Source organism: Pseudomonas sp. QS1027 (assembly GCF_002814235.1).
Taxonomy (GTDB): Bacteria; Pseudomonadota; Gammaproteobacteria; order Pseudomonadales; family Pseudomonadaceae; genus Aquipseudomonas.
The window spans coordinates 208,586-231,226 of the sequence record NZ_PHSU01000019.1 but is presented as its reverse complement, the minus strand read 5'-3'; the positions used below and the strand labels follow the sequence as shown (position 1 = coordinate 231,226).

At 63.7% G+C, this 22,641-nt stretch carries 5 protein-coding genes and 1 pseudogene; 3 read left to right on the top strand and 3 right to left on the bottom strand.

What is annotated here, in order from left to right; all coding sequences use genetic code 11:
* Window positions 1–1,837: pseudogene (locus CWE01_RS18620) on the top strand (hypothetical protein); the annotation flags it as partial.
* A 5-nt stretch (window positions 1,838–1,842) separates the two neighbouring features.
* The gene (locus CWE01_RS18615; protein WP_157815245.1) at window positions 1,843–2,898 is read left to right on the top strand and encodes a hypothetical protein; all 1,056 of its coding nucleotides are present in this window, start codon (window positions 1,843–1,845) and stop codon (window positions 2,896–2,898) included.
* A gap of 53 nt (window positions 2,899–2,951) precedes the next feature.
* Here CWE01_RS18615 and CWE01_RS18610 read toward each other — a convergent pair whose 3' ends face one another.
* From CWE01_RS18610 to CWE01_RS18600, 3 genes are all read right to left on the bottom strand, one after another.
* The gene (locus CWE01_RS18610; RefSeq protein ID WP_100942000.1) at window positions 2,952–3,566 is read right to left on the bottom strand and encodes an aspartyl/asparaginyl beta-hydroxylase domain-containing protein; all 615 of its coding nucleotides are present in this window, start codon (window positions 3,564–3,566) and stop codon (window positions 2,952–2,954) included.
* A 165-nt stretch (window positions 3,567–3,731) separates the two neighbouring features.
* Window positions 3,732–5,114, bottom strand: coding sequence for an MFS transporter (locus CWE01_RS18605; RefSeq protein ID WP_100941999.1), 1,383 nt, complete (start codon window positions 5,112–5,114; stop codon window positions 3,732–3,734).
* Entirely contained in the window at window positions 5,111–6,115 is a 1,005-nt protein-coding gene (locus CWE01_RS18600) for a cupin-like domain-containing protein (RefSeq protein WP_100941998.1), read from the bottom strand. The genes CWE01_RS18605 and CWE01_RS18600 overlap by 4 nt, the downstream gene beginning before the upstream one ends.
* 232 nt (window positions 6,116–6,347) lie before the next feature.
* Here CWE01_RS18600 and CWE01_RS18595 point away from each other — a divergent pair, with 232 nt between their 5' ends.
* Complete coding sequence (locus CWE01_RS18595; RefSeq protein ID WP_100941997.1) at window positions 6,348–22,511, top strand: non-ribosomal peptide synthetase; 16,164 nt, start codon at window positions 6,348–6,350, stop codon at window positions 22,509–22,511.
* The last annotated feature ends 130 nt before the right edge of the window (window positions 22,512–22,641 follow it).

Sequence of the window (22,641 nt, the reverse complement as noted above, 5' to 3'; positions counted from 1 at the left end):
CGAACAACAGACGCAACTCGACGCCATCCTGCTGGCGGGCCTGCTGGGCAACGGCAGCCTCAACAGCACCCTGACCGTGCAGTTGAAGGCGGCGGCCGCCACCCTGATCAACCTCTACGAAAACCTGCAAGGCGCGGTGGACACTGCGTACAAGGCCACGCAGGAAGCCCGGCTGGTCCTGTCGGATGTGCCGCCGCCCTTTCCCGATCCCCTGCTGCTACGCCTCAACCGCCAGGGCGTGGCGCAACTGCGCAGCCTGATGCCCGAGACCTTTGGCGACCTGTTTATCATCGAGCGGCGCGATTTCAAGGTCGAAAGCCATTACCTGTTCGGCCTCAGGGACCTTTCCCGCGAGCCGGAGCGCCCCTTGCGCCACTACGGCGAGTTTCTGGGCGAGCACGGCCGACCGATCAAACCTGCCCCTCTCCAGCGGGGCCAGGTGCGTAACGGCGCGCAGTTGGTGGTCATGCCATTTCATCACCCCACTGCGCGACGGATCAGCGAGTTGAACCGACATATCGACGCGGTTCATCGATACGATCAGCAACAACAAGCCGCGCAACAGCAACAAACCAGAGCTCAAGGCGCCTTGCAGGAAACGCTGAATCGCTTCGAGGCGCAGAAGAGCAGCACGGTGTATCGAGTGCTGGATTCACTGCCGTTCACGGCGGCGGTGTTGATGTTGGAGTTGTGGAATGTAAGGAATGAGTTTGACGCGTGGGATCAGACGAAACGAGAGAAAGGAGAGTTGAGAGCGAAGTCAGGAACAAGAGCAGCGTGGCTTGACTTGATGATTGCAATAGAAGCCTTAACCGTCAAATTGGTGGGAAGTCAATCGGTACTGGCTTTCGCTCGACGCACGCTCTTCACGATACCCGAGGCGTCAGCCAAACGGGTTTTCGGGTCACTGAGCGAATACATGCTGAAAGAGTTCAGCCCCCGTGTGCTCCTTCAAACCTCTGCTGGCCTGCTCTTCGTCGGCCTCAACCTATATGACGCCTGGTACACCTATCAATGGGGTGATAGTGCTTATTGGGGTTATTTGACGATGGCCTCCGGCGGACTTGCCGGCGTTATCGGCGGCCTGACGGTGGGTGGCCCGACCTTCCTGGGTTTGGGGCCGGCCGGCTGGGCCGCGTTGATCCTGATTCTTGCAGGGGCCGGAAGCGCCTACCTGCTGAGCAGCACCCCCCTGGAGGACTGGCTGAAGCGCGGCCCCTTCGGACCGGATATCAACCACCTCGGCGCTCATCTGCAAGAACCGAAACAGGCCTTCTACTACTTGGTCAGCCTGTTTGCCGATCTGCGTATTGCCGTCGAACGCAATCCCTATCACGAACCCGATCCCAAGATCAGTTTCCTGGACGACGGAAAACTGGCCTATGACGTTCGCAAAGCCAACATGCGGGTACGCGTCGAGAGCAATCTACCCGGGCTACTGGCGAGTTTCGGCCACCTCAGTCTGAGCGTGGATTATCGCCTCCAGAAAACCCAGCAATACAACGACGGCGAACACATCCATCAGCAAAGCTCACACTCGCCGACACCCCGGCGTCTCCTGGCCCATCGCCTGCTTCCGGAGGCCCTCGAACTTTACCTCGACAGCCCTTACAGCCAATCGGTCGATCCAACGCGGCCAGGACCAAGCACTTATTACACCTGGCTGGTACGAGCCCAGGTGATCCTCAACGACGGCGACGACATCTGGGTCTTTCCGGCGCCACTACCCAGGGACCCCACAGCCTTCGGCCCTCAGCACGCCAAGCCGGACTTCGACAAGCTCGGACAGCCCTTCTGGGCAGATCAGACCACCCATAAAGCGCGACAGGAACAGTAAGCCGTATGAATGAATATTACGCATCCACCGCCTACCGTTCCGACCGTCTGCCTAACCAACCGCCTTCCAGGGAGCGACCTTGGCTTAAGCGTTTTTCCTGCATTCGCCTGCCTTGGGGAGACACCGAGGATATCGCTCCCGAGGCTTTGCTGACGAAACTTTCTCCTGAAAGCCTGCGCTTTCGGGAAAATGCCGTGAAGGAAAGGGAAGAACAACTTGCAGCGGGCACTTATGTACCCGCCCCCTACGAGCACGTGGACTTTCATGATCGGCACGACCATGAACGTTTCAGGTTTGCCGTATGGTCCAAACGCTCGCACTTTTGGCTTTATATGCTCGGGGGCGGGCGCGTCTTGTTTTATGTGGCCATAGTGATATCGCTACTGAGCTATTTTTCAACTCTGAGCCTCACAAACGAATCATGGAAAGAACATCTTTATAGCTCCCTCCCATTTGAGGCTGTATGGATTGGAACCCCCCTACTCTGCTGGGCCCTGGGCGCCCTGGTCGTCTACAAATTCCCCCGCCTCTGGGTCAAGCCTTCCCGAGGCCCCCTCTGGGAACTCAACCGCCGCACCGGCCTGGTCACTCTCTTCGACTACGACAATAACGGTGCCTACAAAAAACACGGCACCATCGGCGAAATCACCGCACCGTTCCACGAGTTCGACGCCTATCTGGTGAGCTTCCCCGACCGCCAGGGCCTGATGATGCACAAGCTGGTCCTGGGCCATCGCTACCGCGACATCCTGATCGACTTTGGCGCCCTGGTCTCAATCGGCCCCGCGCACCAGTTGCCCTGTGCCCTCTGGGACTTTATCCAGAACTATATGGATACCCGCAACCCATTGCCCGATCTGCCGCGCTACGAGGAATACCGCCACCTCGACCCCACCACCGCCGACTACGACCGCCTCTACGCCCGCCCGCCACGTCTGTGGATCGACATGGGCGACGAACTGTTCAAGGCCTGCGTCCAGGACATGCTGATCCGCATCGACAATATCACCACCCTGCAACGTCCCAACCAGATGGCCCGTCATGTGGAGTATGTCGATTGAGGCTCGCACCGAGGAGCGGCCCGATCACCCGGACCACCCCGCCCCTGCCGACCTCAGATATCCATATGTTTTTCGCGATGGAATTCGAGGTACATCACCGTGCGGTTTTCCTTTTCCGAGCCATTGAGCGCGAAGTGGTCGAGGGAGCCGTCAAAGATCACCAGGTTGCCGTTGGTGCTCTGGTTGAAGCTGCCGTTGACGTTGAGGTAGGCATAGCTCTGGTCGATCGGCGCATCGATCGTCAGTTGCATGTGCAACAGCCCCTCTTCCCAGGTACCGCCATGGGAATGGGTACCGATGAACACATTGGGCTCCATGCGCAGCAGGGCGCAAAGCTTGACCCCGGGAAGCTGGCTCAACAGCTCGATGGTCTTCGGCATGGCGGCCTGGGCATAGGGGATCGGATTGTCGTAGGCCATCAGGGCATACTGTGTCCACGTGGGCATGGGCACGTCACCGTGACCCCAACCCCAGAGCCAGCCATATTCGCCACCGGCTTCCATATGCTCGGTCATTTCTTCGACGAGCTGGGTGATCGACTTGCCCACGCGGTCGATGGTCAGGGTCGGCGCATCAAGGGCGAGAAACTCCTCACGGATCACTTCCCAGTTATCGGCAAGGTTCTGAAGCTTGGGGAAGCGCTTGAGGTCATAAAACGACGGACGCATAGGTCCTCCTTTATCGATTGTTGTCGGTTCGGATGGCGGTGCAGACACGGTCCTGTTGGATCCGGGAAACTGCGCGAAAGCCTACAAAGGTTGACCCAGCGGCCGGGGCCTGTCTGTCACGGGAATCCGGTACAGCAGGCCGGCCACCGGGTGCCCGAGGCCGTTTCACAAGGCATCGACCTGCGGTGTATCGCCCGTCCGCAGGGGCGATACCTCGGACGGCCGCCCCTCCAGGCGCCGCATTGGCCCGTAGAACAGGGCACCCAGGGCCAGCAGCGCGAAGCTGGCGCCGGTCATCACGTAGAGCATGCCCACGCCGCGCCCCTCACCGACCCCGATCCAGCGCCCGATCGACCCGGCATAGGCCCCACCGGACTGCAACGCGGGCTGCAACCAGTGATCCACCAACAGGCCTCCGCCGAAGATCGCCAGGCTGCTGCCGGCAATGGTCAACATGCTGATCAGCGCAAAGACACTGGCACGATTGCCGGCGGGGATCCGGCTCATCCACAGCGCATTGACCCCGGCATCGGCAATGCTCGCCACCATGATCGCGCCGAAGGCCATGACACAGTAGGCAATGGTCTGCGACGCCAGTCCCAGGGCGATGATGCAGAGCGCCAACAGCAAGTCGGCGATCGCCGCCATCACCATCAACCGGCGCTGGCTGCCCATGTACACCAGCAACCCGGCGCCGAGCAGCCCGCCCAGGGCCGCCCAGGTATAGGTCAGGCCCAGGCTCTGGCTGCCGAGGGTGGACAACAGCAACGGCGTCATCATCAGCGTGACCATCGATAGCAGCGCGTTGCGCATCACGGTGTAGACCAGCAGCCAGGCCATCAGGTGACTGGTGAAAAAGAATTTCAGCCCCGCCGTCACGTTGCCCAGCGCACCGCCCGAGACCGCCTCCTGGCCAGGACTCTCGTCATGCTGCGTCGGCACCCGGCGCACATAGGAAAACGCCTTGATCACCAGCAAGGTGCCGGAACAGAAGGTGATCAGGTCCAGCGCCAGCACCGTCACCAACCCGGCCTCGGCCATGATCACCCCCGCCAGCAGCGGAGCGACCAACGACGCGGCATTCTTGCTGAGGCCCATCAAGCCCGAGGCCTGGGTGTATTTTTCCGGGGTCACGATCGAGCTGACCGCCGCCTGGTACGCCGGGGTACGGAAGGCCGAAACGGTAGAGGCCAGGCAGTTGAAGATATACAGGTGCAACGGCTCCAGGCGGTCGAACCAGAGCAAGCCGATGACCCCGAGGAGGAGCACGGCCAGGCTGACGTCGCAACAGACAATGATCAGCCGGTGACTGAAGCGGTCGGCAAGTCCGCCGGCAAACGGCAGGAATATGATCGCCGGCAAGGTGGCCGCCAGCACCACATTGGCAAAGGCAACCGCCGAACCGGTATGGGAGTAGACCCAGACGCCAAGGGCGAACTCCATCAGCGCCGTCGCCATGATTGCCAGGGACTCGCCGGACCAGAGGAAGTAGAAACTCCGCCCCAGATCGCCCCCCGTGGATGAACGCCCGCGCCTCCAGAAACTCATGGGCGCAGATCCTCGGGCACGGCGGCACCACTCAACTTGCGCACCAGCCGATAAACCTTCGAGTAGAGCACCGCGCCTACCACCAGCAGCGCCCGACGGGAAAAGAAATGGGTGCGCAACACCCGCCTGGCGATGGGCGAGCGCAGATCGCCAATCACGTGCAAGGGCGTCTGGAACGTCGCCGCGACCGTCACACCGACGGCCTCATCCATCGATTGCACCGCGTGCCACCAGTAGACCGGGATGTACAGCGCATCGCCCGGCTCCACCACTGTGCGCAAGGCTTTCAAGCTCCGGGTACTCGGGAAACGCTGGGTATCGATGTTGTACAGGTATCCGACCTCTTCGATCACCGGCCGCAACGCTCGCCAGCTGGTTTCGTCCGGTGGCAGCAACAGGACTTCCTTGGAGCCGACCACCTGCGCCATGAAGGTCTCGTCGGCGCCGTGAAAATGCCAGTCGGTATAAGAGTCGCGGTACACAAAACTGCGAAACGGTGGATAGTGCAGCGGCGTGGACAGCTCCGGCATGAACGGCAGGCCGCCCACGTCATGCCTCAGCGGCTCGAGCGCCTCGCCCTCTTTGAAACCGCAACTGTCGGCCACCAGCGGATTGCGGCCCACGCCGAGACTGTCGAGAAACTCATGGAACGGGATGTCCTTGTGGACCACGTCCGAGTACTCGGTCAAGGCCGCCTTGACGTCGGGGCTCGACCAACCCATGACCTCCGAGATGACCTTCGAGCGCACCACCACGTCACTGTTGCGCGAATGGGCCTTTATATAGTCCAACTGCTTCCACTTGCTGAACGCCGGCCAGTGCCGCACGGCATTCTTGACCAGGCACGGACGGTTGTAATTGACGTAACGGCGGACGAAGTCTTCCCTGGAAATCGTCAGCGCATCGATCACTTCCACAGACCCGGCCTGGGGGTGATTGGGAAATCGGGACAGACTCCAGAACTTCGAATCAGGACGATCCACTTCAGCGATCAATGACATTGTACGACCCTCGCAAGAACACTCAGGGCCGTTGATATAACAGACTCGCGCGCGTGTTCCCAAGCGCACCGATGGCCCCCGCACGGGGTTGTCCCTGCTTCCCATGACAGACATCGCCCAGTGGATGCTCTAGTTTTTTCCCACGCTTTTCCTTCGTCCCGCCGACAGGCAGTTGACCACACTCCTACGTAGCGGAGACGAACCCACTGATTCTGCAAACAGGTGCTCTGAAATGGATTCGTCGACCGACAAGCTGTCCGCGCAAGCCTGCGCGTCCCACGAACTGGCTTCGGTCCAGCAGGGTATCTGGCTCGATCAGATCGCACACCCTGACCTGCCCTACTACAACATCGGCATGTCCCTGGAGATCAAGGGCGAGGTCAATATCCCGCTGTTCGAGAAGGCCATCGAGATGGTCGCCAACCGCAATGACACCCTGCGCCTGTGCTTCAGCCACGAGGGTGGCCTCGGTCGCCAGCGGGTCCTGCCCGAGGTCAAGGTCAAGCTGGAAGTGGTGGAGTTCTCCGAGGCCGACGACGATGCCGGGCTGGCCATGGCCTACCTGCGCGACGCCTTCCGCCAGCCCTTCGAATCGCTGACCGGGCAACTCTGGGAAGCGCGCCTGGTGCGTTGTGGACCGCAGCGCCATTACTGGCTCAACCGCTATCACCACCTGGTCACCGACGGTATCGGCGTGGCGCTGATCGGCCATGCCGTGGGCGCCGCCTACAACGGTTTGCTGGCCGGCAACGAAGAGGTTGCCGAAGGCCATTCGTACCTGTCGTTTCTCGAAGAAGACCGAGCCTACCTGCAGTCTTCGCGATACGAGCGCGACCGCCAGTTCTGGCTGGACACCTACGCCCAGTTGCCGCCGTCACTGCTGCAGCGCCGGGCCGACTTCAAGGCCGGCAAGGCCAACGACCTGGCCCCCAGCGAGCAGGTCCAGGCCATGTTGCCGCGCGCCCTGTACAACGCCCTGACGCAGTTCGCCAGCGAACGCAGCCTGTCGGTGGCCCATGTACTGATCAGCGTGGTCAGCACCTATTTCTGCCGCACCGTGGGCGTCGATGAAATCGTCATCGGCATGCCCGTGCACAACCGCACCACCGCTCGCCAGAAAGCCACCGCCGGGATGTTCTCCTCGGTCAGCCCGATTCGCCTGGCGGTGGACCCGCAAGGCTCGCTGCTGGACCTGATGAACGCCGCCGGCGGGCAACTGCGCCGCTGCTATCGCCACCAGCGTTTCCCCATCGCCGAGCTCAACCGCACCCTGCGCCTGGCCCAGACCGGTCGCCGGCAGCTGTTCGACGTTTCGCTGTCGTTCGAAAGCCTGGACGGCGACGATCAGTTCGGTGGCACCTCGTCGCGGGTGATCACCATGGACAACGGCTACGAGCAGACGCCGATGGCGATCTTCGTCCGCGACTACCACCCGTTCGAAGACGTCCACCTCGACTTCAACTTCAACACCGCCTACTACAGCCTCGAAGAAGCCCAGCGCCTGCAACAACGCATGTTCGCAATGCTCGAAGCCGTGCTGGAACAGCATGACACGCCGGTGGCGCACTTCCCGCTGATGGCCGAAGACGAACGCCAGCGCCTGCAAGTCGAATTCAATGCCACCGCCCGCGAGTATCCGCGCGATGTACTGATCCACCAGTTGATCGAACAGCAGGCCGCCCAGCGTCCGGACGCCTGCGCCGTACGCGGCGACGGCGGGCCGTTGCTCAGCTACGCGCAACTCAACCGCCGGGCCAACCAGCTCGCCCATCGCTTGATCGAACTGGGCGTGGAGCCGGACAGCCGGGTGGCCGTCAGCCTGCGCCGTGGCCCGGAAATGGTCGTCGCGCTGCTGGGCATTCTCAAGGCCGGCGGCGCCTATGTGCCGATCGATCCGGACCTGCCGAGCGCCCGCCAGGCCTACATGCTGGGCGACAGCAGCCCGCGCGCGGTACTCACCACCCATGAGTTGCTCGACGGCCTGGCATCCTTGAACGTGCCAGTGCTGGTGCTCGACGATACCAGCGACAGCGCGCAACTGGCCGCGCAGCCGACCTACAACCCGGACACCCAGGCCCTCGGCCTGCTGCCGACGCACCTGGCTTACGTGCTCTACACCTCGGGTTCCACCGGCACGCCGAAAGGGGTGATGAACGAACACCTGGGCGTGGTCAACCGCCTGCTCTGGGCCCGCGACGAATATGCCGTCGACGCCAGTGACCGGGTGCTGCAAAAGACTCCGTTCGGTTTCGACGTATCGGTCTGGGAGTTCTTCCTGCCGTTGCTCACCGGTGCCGAACTGGTCATGGCCCGTCCGGGCGGCCACCGGGAGCCGGACTACCTGGCCCAGGTGATGCGCGACAACCGCATCACCCTGCTGCACTTCGTGCCGTCGATGCTCGACCTGTTCCTCGAACACCGCGCGGCCCGCGACTTCCCCGACCTGCGTCGGGTGCTGTGCAGCGGCGAAGCCCTGCCCCGTGGCCTGCAACGGCGTTTCGAACAGCAACTGACGGGGGTCGAACTGCATAACCTGTATGGCCCGACCGAAGCGGCCATCGACGTCACCGCCTGGCAGTGCCATCCCACCGATCCGGGCGAAAGCGTGCCGATCGGCCGGCCAATTGCCAATATCCAGATGCATGTGCTGGATGCCCTCGGCCAGGTGCAACCCCTCGGCGTGGCCGGGGAACTGCATATCGGCGGTATCGGCGTGGCTCGCGGCTACCTGAACCAGCCAGAACTGAGCGCCGAGCGTTTTGTCGCCGACCCGTTTTCCAGCGATCCCCAGGCGCGCCTGTACAAGACCGGCGACCTCGGCCGCTGGCTGGCCAACGGTGCCCTGGAATACCTGGGGCGCAATGACTTCCAGGTGAAGATTCGCGGCTTGCGTATCGAGATCGGCGAAGTCGAAGCCGCCCTGGCCCTGTGCGCCGGTGTCCGCGAAGTGGTGGTGATGGCCCGCGAGGACGATCCGAGCCAGCCGGACAGCAAGCGCCTGGTCGCCTATCTATGCGGTGAACCGGCACCGGCCGGACAACTGCGTGTCGAACTGCTCAAGCATCTGCCCGAATACATGGTGCCCAGCGCCTTCGTGCACCTGGACAGCCTGCCATTGACCCCGAACGGCAAGCTCGACCGCAAGGCCCTGCCGGCACCGGATCTCGAGGCACTGGTCAGCCATGTCTACGAGGCACCCGAAGGCGATATCGAAATCGCCCTGGCGCAACTCTGGCAAGAACTGCTGGGGCTGTCCCGGGTCGGCCGGCATGACCAGTTCTTCGAACTGGGCGGCCACTCGTTGCTGGCAGCGCGCCTGATCTCGCAAATCCGCCAGCAACTGGGGGTCGAACTGGGCCTGGCGCCGTTGTTTGCCCATCCCGAACTGGCGGCCCTGGCCCAGGTGATTGCCCAGGCCGGGCGCAGCACGCTGCCGGAGATCGTGCCGGTAGAACGTAACCAGGCCTGGCCGTTGTCCTTCGGCCAGCAGCGCCTGTGGTTCCTCGCCCAGATGGAAGGCGCCAGCGCGGCCTACCATATGCCGGGCGGCCTCAACCTGCGTGGCACTCTGGATCGCGAGGCTCTGCAGCGGGCCCTGGAACGCATCGTCGCGCGCCATGAAGGCTTGCGCACCACCTTTGTCCTGGGCGATGACGAACAGCCACTGCAACGGATTGCCGCGGCGGACGCCGGCTTCAGCCTGCAACTGCACGACTTGCAGGGATTGGCGGATGCCGAAGCCAAACTCCAGGTCCTGGCTGCCGAGGAAGCACTGCAACCGTTCGACCTCGCACAGGGGCCATTGATTCGTGGTCGCCTGGTCAAACTGGCCGAGGACCATCATGTCCTGCTGGTGACCATGCACCACATCGTCTCCGATGGCTGGTCGATTAACGTGCTGACCCGCGAGCTGGCCGCGCTCTATGCAGCGTTCAGCCAGGGCCAGGACGATCCGTTGGCACCGTTGGCGCTGCAGTACCTCGACTACGCCGTGTGGCAGCGCCGCTGGCTCAGTGGCGAGCTGTTTCAACAACAATGCAGCTATTGGCAGCAGACCCTGGCGGAGGCACCGGCACTGTTGATGTTGCCCACCGACCGGGTCCGTCCGGCGCAGCAGGACTATGCCGGTGCCACGCTGCCAGTGAGCTTCGACGAGAACCTGACCCGTGGCCTCAAAGCCCTCGGTCAGCGTCACGGCACCACCTTGTACATGACTGTCATGAGCGCCTGGGCAGCACTGTTGGGGCGCCTGGCCGGCCAGGAAGAAGTGGTGATCGGTTCGCCGGTGGCCAACCGCACCCGCAGTGAAGTCGAAGGGCTGATCGGCCTGTTCGTCAATACCCTGGCAATCCGTGTCGACCTCAGCGAGCAACCGACCGCCCAGACGCTGTTGGCGCGGGTCAAGGACGTCACCCTGGGCGCCCAGGCGCATCAGGACCTGCCATTCGAACAAGTGGTGGAAGTGGTCAAACCGGTGCGCAGCCTGTCCCACAGTCCGGTTTTCCAGGCGATGTTGACCTGGCAGGACCTGGGTAGCACGGACCTCACCCTCGGCGATCTGCAACTCGAAAGCCTGGATGTGACCAGTACCCTGGCCAAATTCGATATCTCGCTGGATCTGGGCGAGACCCAAGGCCGTCTGCTCGGTTCGCTGGAATACGCCACGGCGCTGTTCGATGAAAGCACCATGGTTCGTTACCTCGGTTACTTCCAGCGCTTGCTGGAAGCCATGGTTGCCGACGACGGCCAGGTGCTTGAACACGTACCGTTGCTCGATACCGTCGAGCGTGAACTCCTGCTGGTGGGCCTCAACGCCACCGAAGTGCCTTATCCGCAGGACAGCACCATTCATCAATTGTTCGAGGAGCAGGTCCGGGCACAACCCGAAGCCATCGCGGTGGCCTTCCAGGCACAGCGCCTGAGTTACGCCGAACTGAACCGCCAGGCCAACCGCCTGGCCCATCACCTGGTCGGCCTGGGCATCGGCCCGGACGATCGGGTGGCGATCTGCGTCGAACGTGGCGTCGAAATGATGATTGGCCTGTTGGGCGTGCTCAAAGCGGGCGCGGCCTATGTGCCATTGGACCCGGCCTACCCGGCCGAGCGCCTGGCCTACATGATTCAGGACAGTGCACCATCAGCCTTGTTGACCCAGCGTGCATTGCAGGATGGTTTGCCAGCCCTGGAATTGCCGTTGGTACTGCTTGACGATGATCAGCGCCAGGGTTTCGCAGACCGTGACGACAACCCCGTGGTGCCAACGCTGGGGGCGCGCAACCTGGCTTACGTGATCTACACTTCCGGCTCCACCGGCAATCCAAAAGGGGTGATGATCGAACACCGTGGCCTGGTCAACTACAGCCTCGATGCCGCACGTCTTTTCGGTCTGACTCCGGCGGACACCGTGCTGCAACAGAACACCCTGAACTTCGACCTGTCGGTGGAAGAAATCTTCCCGGCGCTGCTGGCCGGGGCAACCCTGGCACCAAGCCGCGAGATCTTCGGCAGCGAAGGCAGCGAAAATCACGGCATTCGTCCGACCTTCCTGCACATGACCGCCGCTCACTGGCACACCCTGGCTGCCGAATGGCACAGCCAGCCGCAGGTTGCCCAGCAGCGTCTGGCCGATGTGCGCCTGATCAACGTCACCGGCGATGCCCTGTCGGCACAAAAGCTCAAGCTCTGGGATGAAGTGCGGCCGGCACATACGCGACTGATCAACACCTATGGTCCGACCGAGGCGACGGTGTCCTGCACCGCGGCCTACGTCACCCATGATGCAATGGCCGGCAGCGAGGGCAGCGGCAACGCGACCATCGGCAAGCCGATGGCCAACACCCGTATCTATCTGCTCGACGCCCATCAGCAACCGGTGCCATACGGCGTAGCCGGTGAAATCTTTATCGGTGGCGACGGCGTGGCCCGAGGTTACCTGAACCTTGAACAGGTCAACGCCGAGCGTTTCCTCGTTGATCCGTTCAGCACCAACCCTGAGGCTCGGATGTACAAAACCGGTGACCTGGCGCGCTACATGGCCGACGGTCGCATCGAGTACCTGGGTCGTAACGACTTCCAGGTCAAGGTTCGTGGCTTCCGTATCGAACTGGGGGAAATCGAATCGCGCCTCGGCAACTGTGCCGGGGTCAAAGAGGCCGTAGTGATCGCCCGCGAAGACCGTCCGGGAGAAAAACGCCTGGTGGCCTATGTGGTCGCCCAGCCGGAAGCGAGCCTGGATGCCGCCGGCTTGCGCGCCGAACTGGCACCGCAACTGGCCGAGTACATGCTGCCGAGTGCCTTCGTGATTCTCGACGCACTACCGTTGACGCCAAACCGCAAGCTTGACCGCAAAGCCTTGCCGGCCCCGGCGGACGATGCCTTTGCCAGTCGCGCCTACGAGGCACCGCTCGGCAGGATCGAGCAGATTGTCGCGACTATCTGGCAAGACCTGCTGGGCATTGAGCAGATCAGCCGTCACGACCGTTTCTTCGAACTCGGCGGCCACTCGCTGCTGGCCGTCAGCCTGATCGACCGCCTGCGCAAGCAGGGCCTGAATGCCAGTGTCCGCACCGTGTTCACCGCGCCCAGCGTGCAGGAAATGGCCCTGGCCATCAGCCTCGACAACCAGACCCTGTTCCAGGCGCCGGCCAACCGTATCCCGGCCGACTGCACGCAGCTGACACCGGACATGTTGCCGCTGGTGGAACTGAACGCTGCCCAGCTTGAACAGATCGTCAACGCCGCTCCCGGCGGCGCTGCCAATATCCAGGACATCTACCCCCTGGCACCGCTGCAACAGGGCATCCTTTTCCATTATCTGCTGGACAATGAGAGCGACGCCTACGTGGTCCGCTCGATGATCGAATTCGACGACCGCCCGCGCCTCGACGCCTTTCTCGAAGCCCTGCAAGGGGTCATCAACCGTCATGACATCCTGCGCAGCTCGGTGCACTGGGTCGGCTTGCCGCAAGCGGTCCAGGTAGTCCATCGCCAGGCGCAATTGCCGGTACAGACCCTCACACTGACGCCGGATGAAGACCTCCATACGCAGCTGGATCGCCTGACCGATCCGCAGCACGTGCGCCTGGACCTGCAGCAGGCGCCGCTGATGCGCGCCTGCATCGCCCGCGACCCGCACTCCGAGCAGTGGCTGCTGGCCCTGCTCGACCATCATATGATCAGCGATCACGTGACCCAGGAAATCGTCCTCGAGGAAATTCGCCTGCTGATGCAAGGCCAGGCGGCCGACCTGCCAGCCCCGCAGCCTTATCGGGAGTTTGTCGCGCATATCCTCGCCTCCCCCACCGAGGTCCACGAAGACTACTTCAGCCGCCGCCTGGCCGACGTCGAGGAGCCCACTGCGCCTTTCGACCTGCTGGAAGTCCAGGGCGACGGCAACCACATCGAAGAAGCCGAGGTGCAACTGAGCGACGCCCTCAGCCAGCAGATCCGCGACCTGGCACGGGAGCGCGGGATGCCCGCGGCCGTGTTGTTCCATGTGGCCTGGGCCCAGGTGCTGGCCCGCTGCACCGGTCGCGATGACGTGGTGTTCGGCACCGTGGTCGCCGGCCGCCTGCAAGGTTCGGCAGGCGCCGAACGGGCCCTCGGGGTGTTTATCAATACCCTGCCGGTACGGGTGCAACTGGCCGCGCAAGGCGCCCATGAACTGGTGCTGGCGACCCACCGTGACCTCAGCGAACTGCTCGCCCACGAACAGGCGCCCCTGGCCCTGGCCCAGCGTTGCAGTGGCGTGGCCACGGGTGTGCCGTTGTTCACCAGCCTGCTCAACTACCGTCACCAGGGTCAGGACAGCCGGTTGCAATGGCCCGGCATGCGCCTGCTGGAAAGCGCCGAGCGGACCAACTACCCGCTGGCCCTGGCGGTCAACGATTACGGCGATACCTTCGGCCTGTCGATGCAAAGCGTACGGCCGGTGGACCCGCAACGCCTCTGTGCCTTGATGCAGTGCGCCCTGGAGCAATTGACCGAGGCCCTGATACACACGCCGAAGATCGAGCTCACGCAACTGGATGTACTGCCGCTCACGGAACGCACCCTGTTGCTGGAGACCTTCAACCAGAGCCGGCAGGACTACCCGACGGACGTCTGCATCCATCACCTGTTCGAAGAGCAGGTGCGCCAGGCGCCCGAGGCCATCGCCCTGGTCTTCCAGGATCGGCACCTGAGCTATGCCGAACTGAATCGCCAGGCCAACCGTATCGCCCACCGCCTGATCGGCCTGGGCATCGGCCCGGATGATCGGGTGGCGATCTGTGTCGATCGCAGCCTGGAAATGGTTGCCGGGCTGCTGGGGATTCTCAAGGCCGGCGCGGCCTATGTGCCGCTCGACCCGGCCTATCCGCTGGATCGCCTGGCCTACATGCTGGAGAGCTGTACGCCGGTGCTGATTCTCACCCAGCAAGCCTTGCAGTCGGTACTTCCAGCCAGCGCCGTACCGGTGCTGTTGCTCGATCCGGAACATGCCGGGCGCGAAGGTTTTCTCGCGCAGCCCGAGCTCGATCCCGTGCGGGCCGAGCTGCGCCCTGAACATCTGGCCTATGTGATTTACACCTCGGGCTCCACCGGGAACCCGAAAGGCGTGCAGATCCCCCATCGTGCCTTGAGCAACTTCCTCCGTTCCACAAGCCGGGAACCGGGACTTTCGGCGCAGGATCGCTTGCTGGCCGTCACCACCATTTCCTTCGACATCGCCGCGCTTGAGCTGTACCTGCCCCTGGTCAACGGTGCCTGCGTAGTCCTGGCTTCCCGCGAGGCGGCCATGGACGGCCTGCAATTGCAGCGCCTGCTGGACGAGCAGCGAATCAGCGTGATGCAGGCGACCCCGGCCACCTGGCAAATGCTGGTGAGCAGTGGCTGGACCGGTAACCAGGACCTGCGCATTTTCTGCGGTGGCGAAGCCCTTCCTCGCAGCCTGGCGCGCGAGTTGCTGTCGCGCAGCCGTGAGCTGTGGAACCTCTACGGCCCCACGGAGACCACCATCTGGTCCTGCGTCGAGCATGTCGATGGACAGGGCGAAGCGATCTTCGTGCCGATCGGCAAACCGATGGCCAACACACAGACCTACCTGCTGGACGAGCACCGCCGGCCGGTACCGCTGGGTGTGGCGGGTGAACTGTATATCGGCGGCGCCGGCGTGGCTCGCGGCTACCTGAACCGCGACGACCTGACCGCCGAACGCTTCCTCAATGACCCTTTCAGCCAGGACGCTTCGGCACGCATGTACCGCACCGGCGACCTCGCTCGTTATCTGCCGGACGGCACCCTCGAATACCTGGGGCGGAATGACAACCAGGTGAAGATCCGCGGTTTCCGCATCGAACTGGGGGAAATCGAAGCCCGTCTCGCCGCTTATCCCGGGGTCAAGGAAAGCGTGGTACTGGCACGGGAAGACCATCCGGGCGACAAACGCCTGGTGGCCTACTTCACCACCCAGCAGCCGGAAGCGCTGCTGGAGGCCGAGAGCCTGCGCGGTCATCTGCAGGACGCGCTGCCGGAGTACATGGTCCCGACGGCCTACGTGCAGCTCGACGCCCTGCCATTGACGCCGAACCGCAAAGTCGACCGTAAAGCGCTGCCGGCACCGGAGGGCGCCGCACTGGCCAGCCGCGAATACGAAGCGCCACAAGGCCAGACCGAAGAACGCCTGGCCGCGATCTGGGCCGACCTGCTGCGTCTGGATAGGATCGGTCGCCAGGACAACTTCTTCGAACTCGGCGGCCACTCGCTGCTGACCGTGCAACTGCAGGCCCGCCTGCACCAGGACCTCGGCGTCGAGATCAATCTGCGCAGCCTGTTCGGCCTGAGCTCCCTGCCGGCCCTGGCCGAGTCCGTGGACCAGGCGACCCGGTCGCAGGTCCAGCCCATTGAAGTGACGTCGCGCGACCAGGACCTCCCACTGTCCCTGGCCCAGCAACGCTTGTGGTTCCTCGACCAGTTGGACCATGCCGCCAGCGTTGCCTACCACATGCCGGCGGCCCTGCACCTGCGCGGCCGGCTCGACCGTGATGCCTTGCAACGGACCCTGGACCGCATCGTCGCCCGTCACGAAAGCCTGCGTACCACCTTCGAACGGCAGGACGATAACGTCCGCCAGCACTTTGCTCGCGAAGACATCGGCTTTGCCCTGGCCGAGCACGACCTCCGTGCCCTGGCCGACGAAGCCCGACGAGAGCAGGTCGAGCAACTGAGCCAGGCCGAGGTCCAGGCGCCTTTCGATCTGAGCCAGGGCCCGCTGATTCGCGGACGCCTGCTGCAACTGGCCGAAGACGAACATATCCTGCTGGTCACCCAGCACCATATCGTCTCCGATGGCTGGTCCGTGGCGGTGCTGATCGACGAATTCAACCGCCTGTACAGCGCCTTCAGCCAGGGCCTCGACGACCCGTTGCCGCCATTGGCCCTGCAATACGCCGACTACGCGACATGGCAGCAACAGCACCTGCAAGGCGAGCGCCTGCAAACCCAGACCCGTTTCTGGAGCGAGCAGCTCAGCGGTGCGCCAGGTCTGCTCGAACTGCCCACCGACCATCCACGGCCGCAGGTGCAAAGCTATCGCGGCGCCACCCTGGCACTCGAGCTGCCCGCGCCGCTCAGCCGCCGGTTGCGGCAGTTCAGCCAGCAACAGGGCCTGACCCCGTTCATGACCCTGCTGGCGGCCTGGTCGGTCCTGCTCTCACGCCTGAGCAATCAGGCGCAGGTCGTGATCGGTACCCCGGTGGCCAACCGTCCGCGCCAGGAAACCGAAGCGCTGATCGGCTTCTTCGTCAACACCCTGGCCCTGCGCGTCGATGTCCAGGCCCACAGCCGCGTCGACCAGTTGCTGGCACAGATCAAGGCCCTCACCCTCGACGCCTACAGCCATCAGGACTTGCCTTTCGAACAGGTGGTTGAAGCCCTGCAACCGGAGCGCAGCCTTGCTCACAGCCCGCTGTTCCAGGCGATGCTGGTACTCGGCGATACCCCGCGTGACCAGGTCCTGGCCCTGCCCGGCCTGGAACTGACACCACTGCCCCAGGCCACCGGCGGCACCCAGGTCGACCTGAGCCTGTCGCTCAACGACGACGGCGAAAGCATTCACGGCCAGTTCGAATACGCCACCGACCTGTTCGATGAACGCACCATCCAGCGCTGGAGCCGTCACCTGCTGCAACTGCTCGATGCCCTGCTCGGCGACGTCGCACAACCGCTGGCGAGCCTGCCATTGCTCGATGCGGAGCAACGCCAGCAACTGTTGACGACCTTCAATCCGCCCCAGGCGCCCCTGGACGAAAACCCGCAGCGTCTGCCCCAGCGTGTCTTCGAGGCACAGGCGGCGCTCACCCCCGACGCCGTGGCGCTGGTCTGCGCCGGGCAAACCCTCGGCTACGCCGAACTCAATGCCCGGGCCAACCGTGTCGCCCACCGCTTGATCGCCCTGGGGGTGCGTCCAGACGACACCGTCGGCCTCTGCGCCCGTCGCAGCCCGGAAATGGTCATCGGCTTGCTCGGTATCCTCAAGGCCGGTGCCGCCTACGTCCCACTGGACCCGCAATACCCGGCGCAACGCCTGGCCCATATGCTCGCCGACAGCGCGCCACGGGCCCTGGTGTTCCAGCAAGGGCTGGACGAACTGCCATTGCCTGCGGGCCTGGCAACCCTTGAGTTGAACGACCCGACGCTGCTCGACGTGGCGGATCACAACCCGCAGGTCCCGGCGCTGAACTTCAGCCATCTGGCCTACGTGATCTACACCTCCGGCTCAACCGGGCTGCCCAAGGGCGTGATGGTGGAACATCGCGGCCTGCGCAACCTGCTGGACTGGTACCTCGAAGACCTGGCGTTGCATGCCGGCGATGCGGTATTGCTGGCCTCCTCCTACAACTTCGACCTGACCCAGAAAAACATCCTCGCCCCGCTGATGATCGGCGCCGCGCTGCACCTGGCCGAAGAACCGTTCAACCCCGATGCCATCGTCGCGCAGATCGCCGCGGCCGGCCTGACCCACCTCAATATGTCGCCCAGCGCTTTCCACGCGCTGGTGGAGTCGGATACCCGGCAAGCCCTGGCGTGCCTGAAACGAGTGGTGCTGGGTGGCGAACCGATTCAGATCGCCATGCTGGAAAAACTCGGCCAACCGCGCCCCATGGTGGTCAACAGCTACGGTCCCACCGAGTGCAGCGACGTCGTTGCCTGGCACAAGGCGGACAGCGACCTGGCGACTTACCAGGATCGCTCGATGCCGATCGGCAAGCCGATCCGCAATATGCAACTGCATGTCCTGGACGACCACGGTCAACTGTCGCCGGTGGGTGTGCGCGGCGAGATCCATATCGGTGGTGTCGGCGTTGCCCGTGGCTACCTGAACCGCGCGGATTTGAGTGCCGAGCGCTTTATTGCCGACCCGTTCTCTGATCTGGCCAACGCCCGCCTGTACAAGACCGGCGACGTCGGCCGCTGGTTGCCCGACGGCACGCTGGAATACCTCGGCCGCAACGACGACCAGGTGAAAATCCGCGGTCTGCGCGTCGAGCTGGGGGAAATCGAAGCGGTTCTCGCCGCCCTTCCCGGGGTCCGCGAAGCGGCGGTCATTGCCCGCGAGCACCAGGGCGACAAGCGCCTGGTGGCCTATCTGTGCGGTGAGCCGGCAGCGGCCGAGCAACTGCGTGCCGAACTGCTGACCCGTCTGCCCGGCCATATGGTGCCGAGCGCCTTCGTGGTGCTGGATGCCTTGCCCCTGACCCCCAACGGCAAGCTGGATCGCCGTGCCTTGCCCGAACCGGACCAGGACGCTTACGCGAGCCGTGCCTACGAGGCACCTCAAGGTCCGGTGGAACAGGTGATTGCCGAGATCTGGCAACAATTGCTCGGGCTTGAACGTGTCGGCCGTCACGACCGCTTCTTTGAACTCGGCGGCCACTCGCTGATGGCGGTGAGCCTGATCGACCGCCTGCGCAAGGAAGGCCTGAATGCCAGTGTCCGCACCGTGTTCACCGCCCCCAGCGTGCAGGAAATGGCCGAGGCCATCAGCCGCGACAAGCAAGCCCTGTTCGAGGCACCGGCCAACCGCATCCCGGCCGACTGCACCCACCTGACCCCGGACATGCTGCCACTGGTGGAACTGAGCCCCACCGAGCTTGAACGGATCGTCGCCGCCACACCTGGCGGGGCCGCGAATATCCAGGATATCTACCCCCTGGCGCCGCTCCAGGAAGGCATCCTGTTCCATCACCTGCTCGGCCAGGAAGGCGACGCCTACCTGTTGCGCTCGCTGATCGAGTTCGACAACCGCCAGCACCTCGACGCCTTTATCGGCGCCTTGCAGGTGGTGATCGAGCGCCATGACATCCAGCGCACGGCCGTGCATTGGGAAGGCCTGCCCCAGGCGGTGCAAGTGGTCCATCGTCACGTCCACCTGCCGGTGCACAGTGTCACCCTCGACAGCGACAAGGACCCGGTGGAGCAGTTGCTCGCCCTGAACGATCCACGGCACCTGCGCCTGGACCTGCACCAGGCACCGCTGGCCCGCGCCTGCATCGCCCGCGACCCGCACTCCGAGCGCTGGCTGCTGGTCCTGCTCAACCACCATATGACCAGCGACCATGTGACCCTGGAAATCGTCCTGGAAGAAATCCACGCGATCCTCCACGGCCAGGTCGACAGCCTCCCGGCTTCACAGCCCTACCGCGACTTTATCGCCCTGACCCAGGCCACTCCGGTCGAAGTCCATGAAGCCTACTTCAGCCGCCGCCTGGCCGACGTCGATACGCCCACCGCGCCTTTCGACCTGCTGGAAGTCCAGGGTGACGGCCATCACATCGAAGAAGCCGAGGTGCACCTGAGCAACGTGCTCAGCCGGCGTATCCGGGCCCAGGCCCGGGAGCGCGGGATGCCCGCGGCGGTCCTGTTCCATGTGGCCTGGGCCCAGGTCCTGGCCCGTTGCACCGGTCGCGATGACGTGGTCTTCGGCACTGTGGTCGCCGGCCGCCTGCAAGGTTCGGCAGGGGCTGAGCGGGCCCTCGGGGTGTTTATCAATACCCTGCCGGTGCGGGTGCAACTGGCCGCGCAAGGCGCCCACGAACTGGTACTGGCAACCCACCGTGACCTCAGCGAGTTGCTGAGCCACGAACAGGCGCCCCTGGCCCTGGCCCAGCGTTGCAGTGGCGTGGACAGCGCCGCGCCGTTGTTCACCAGCCTGTTCAACTACCGGCACCAGGCCGATGACAGTCAACAGCAATGGCCGGGCATGCGCCTGCTCGAAAGCGAAGAGCGGACCAACTACCCGCTGTCGCTGTCGGTCAACGATTACGGCGATGACTTCGGGCTGCTGATCCACAGCGTGCGGCCAGTGAACCCGCAACGCCTCTGCGCCCTGATGCAATGCGCCCTGGAGCAATTGACCCAGGCCCTGATGTACACGCCGAAGATTGTGCTCACGGAACTGGATGTGCTGCCGCTCGCGGAGCGCACCCTGTTGCTGGAGACCTTCAACCAGAACGTGCGGGACTACCCGACGGACGCTTGCATCCAGCACTTGTTCGAAGAACAGGTCCGGGCGCAGCCCGAGGCCATCGCGGTGGCCTTCCAGGCTCAGCGCCTGAGCTACGCCGAGCTGAACCGCCAGGCCAACCGCCTGGCCCATCACCTGGTCGGCCTGGGCATCGGTCCGGACGATCGGGTGGCGATCTGCGTCGAACGTGGCGTGGAGATGATGGTCGGCCTGTTGGGCGTGCTCAAGGCCGGTGCGGCCTATGTACCGCTGGACCCGGCTTACCCGGCCGAGCGCCTGGCCTACATGATCGAGGACAGCAAGCCGTCGGCGTTGCTGACCCAACGCGCCTTGCAGGATGGTTTGCCAGCCCTGGAATTGCCGTTGGTGCTGCTCGACGACGATCAACGCCAGGGTTTCAGCGAGCGTGACGACAACCCGGTGGTGCCAGCCCTTGGCTCGCGCAACCTGGCTTACGTGATCTACACCTCCGGTTCCACCGGTAATCCGAAAGGGGTGATGATCGAACACCGTGGCCTGGTCAACTACAGCCTCGATGCCGCCCGTCTGTTCGGCCTGACTCCGGCGGACACCGTGCTGCAACAGAACACCCTGAACTTCGACCTGTCGGTGGAGGAAATTTTCCCGGCGCTGCTGGCCGGGGCCACCCTGGCACCGAGCCGGGAAGTCTTCGGCAGCGAGGGCCGTGAGGATCACGGTATTCGTCCGACCTTCCTGCATATGACTGCTGCCCACTGGCACACCCTGGTTGCCGAATGGCACAGCCAGCCGCAGGTCGCCCAGCAGCGTCTGGCCGATGTGCGCCTGATCAACGTCACCGGCGACGCGCTGTCGGCACAGAAGCTCAAGCTCTGGGATGAAGTGCGGCCGGCGCATACACGACTGGTCAACACCTATGGTCCGACCGAGGCGACGGTGTCCTGTACTGCCGCCTATGTCACCCACGATGCCGTGGCCGGCAGCGAGGAAAGCGGCAACGCGACCATCGGCAAGCCGATGGCCAACACCCGGATCTACCTGCTCGACGCCCATCAGCAACCGGTGCCGTACGGCGTGGCCGGTGAAATCTTTATCGGTGGCGACGGCGTGGCCCGGGGTTACCTGAACCTCGAACAGGTCAACGCCGAGCGCTTCCTCGCCGATCCGTTCAGCGCCAGCCCTGACGCCCGGATGTACAAAACGGGTGACCTGGCGCGCTACATGGCCGACGGTCGTATCGAATACCTGGGCCGCAACGACTTCCAGGTCAAGGTTCGTGGCTTCCGTATCGAACTGGGGGAAATCGAGTCGCGTCTCGGCAGTTGCGCCGGGGTCAAGGAAGCGGTGGTGATCGCCCTGGAAGACCGTCCGGGAGAGAAACGCCTGGTGGCCTATGTGGTCGCCCAGCCAGAGACCACTCTGGACGCCGCCGGTTTGCGCGCCGAACTGGCGCCGCAACTGGCCGAGTACATGCTGCCAAGCGCCTTCGTGATCCTCGACGCGCTGCCGTTGACGCCAAACCGCAAGCTCGACCGCAAGGCCCTGCCAGTCCCGGGTGCCGAGGACTTCGCCCACCGCGAGTACGAAGTGCCCAACGGTGAGACCGAAGAACAGCTGGCCGCTATCTGGTCCAACCTGCTGGGCATGGAAAGGATCGGCCGTCACGACAACTTCTTCGAACTCGGCGGTCATTCGCTGCTGGCGGTGCAGGTCATCCTGCGGGCCCGCGAGACCTTTGACGTCGAAGTGCCCCTGCGCGGCCTGTTCGAACACCCGTCGCTGCAAGCCCTCGCCGACCTGATCACCACCCTGCAATTGGCGCAGTACGAGTTGGACGAGTTGCTCGACCTGCAACAAGAAATGGCTTCGCTGTCTGAAAGCGAACTGCTCGCTATCGTCTCCAAGGATGCTTGATAAATTGAACACACATAACGATAGTCTCGACCAGTTGAAACGTGCCGCCCTGCTGCGCCTGCTCAAGCAACGCGGCGCCACGCGGGTCGTCGATACCCCCCAGGACGACATGATTGCCGTGGACCGCGAA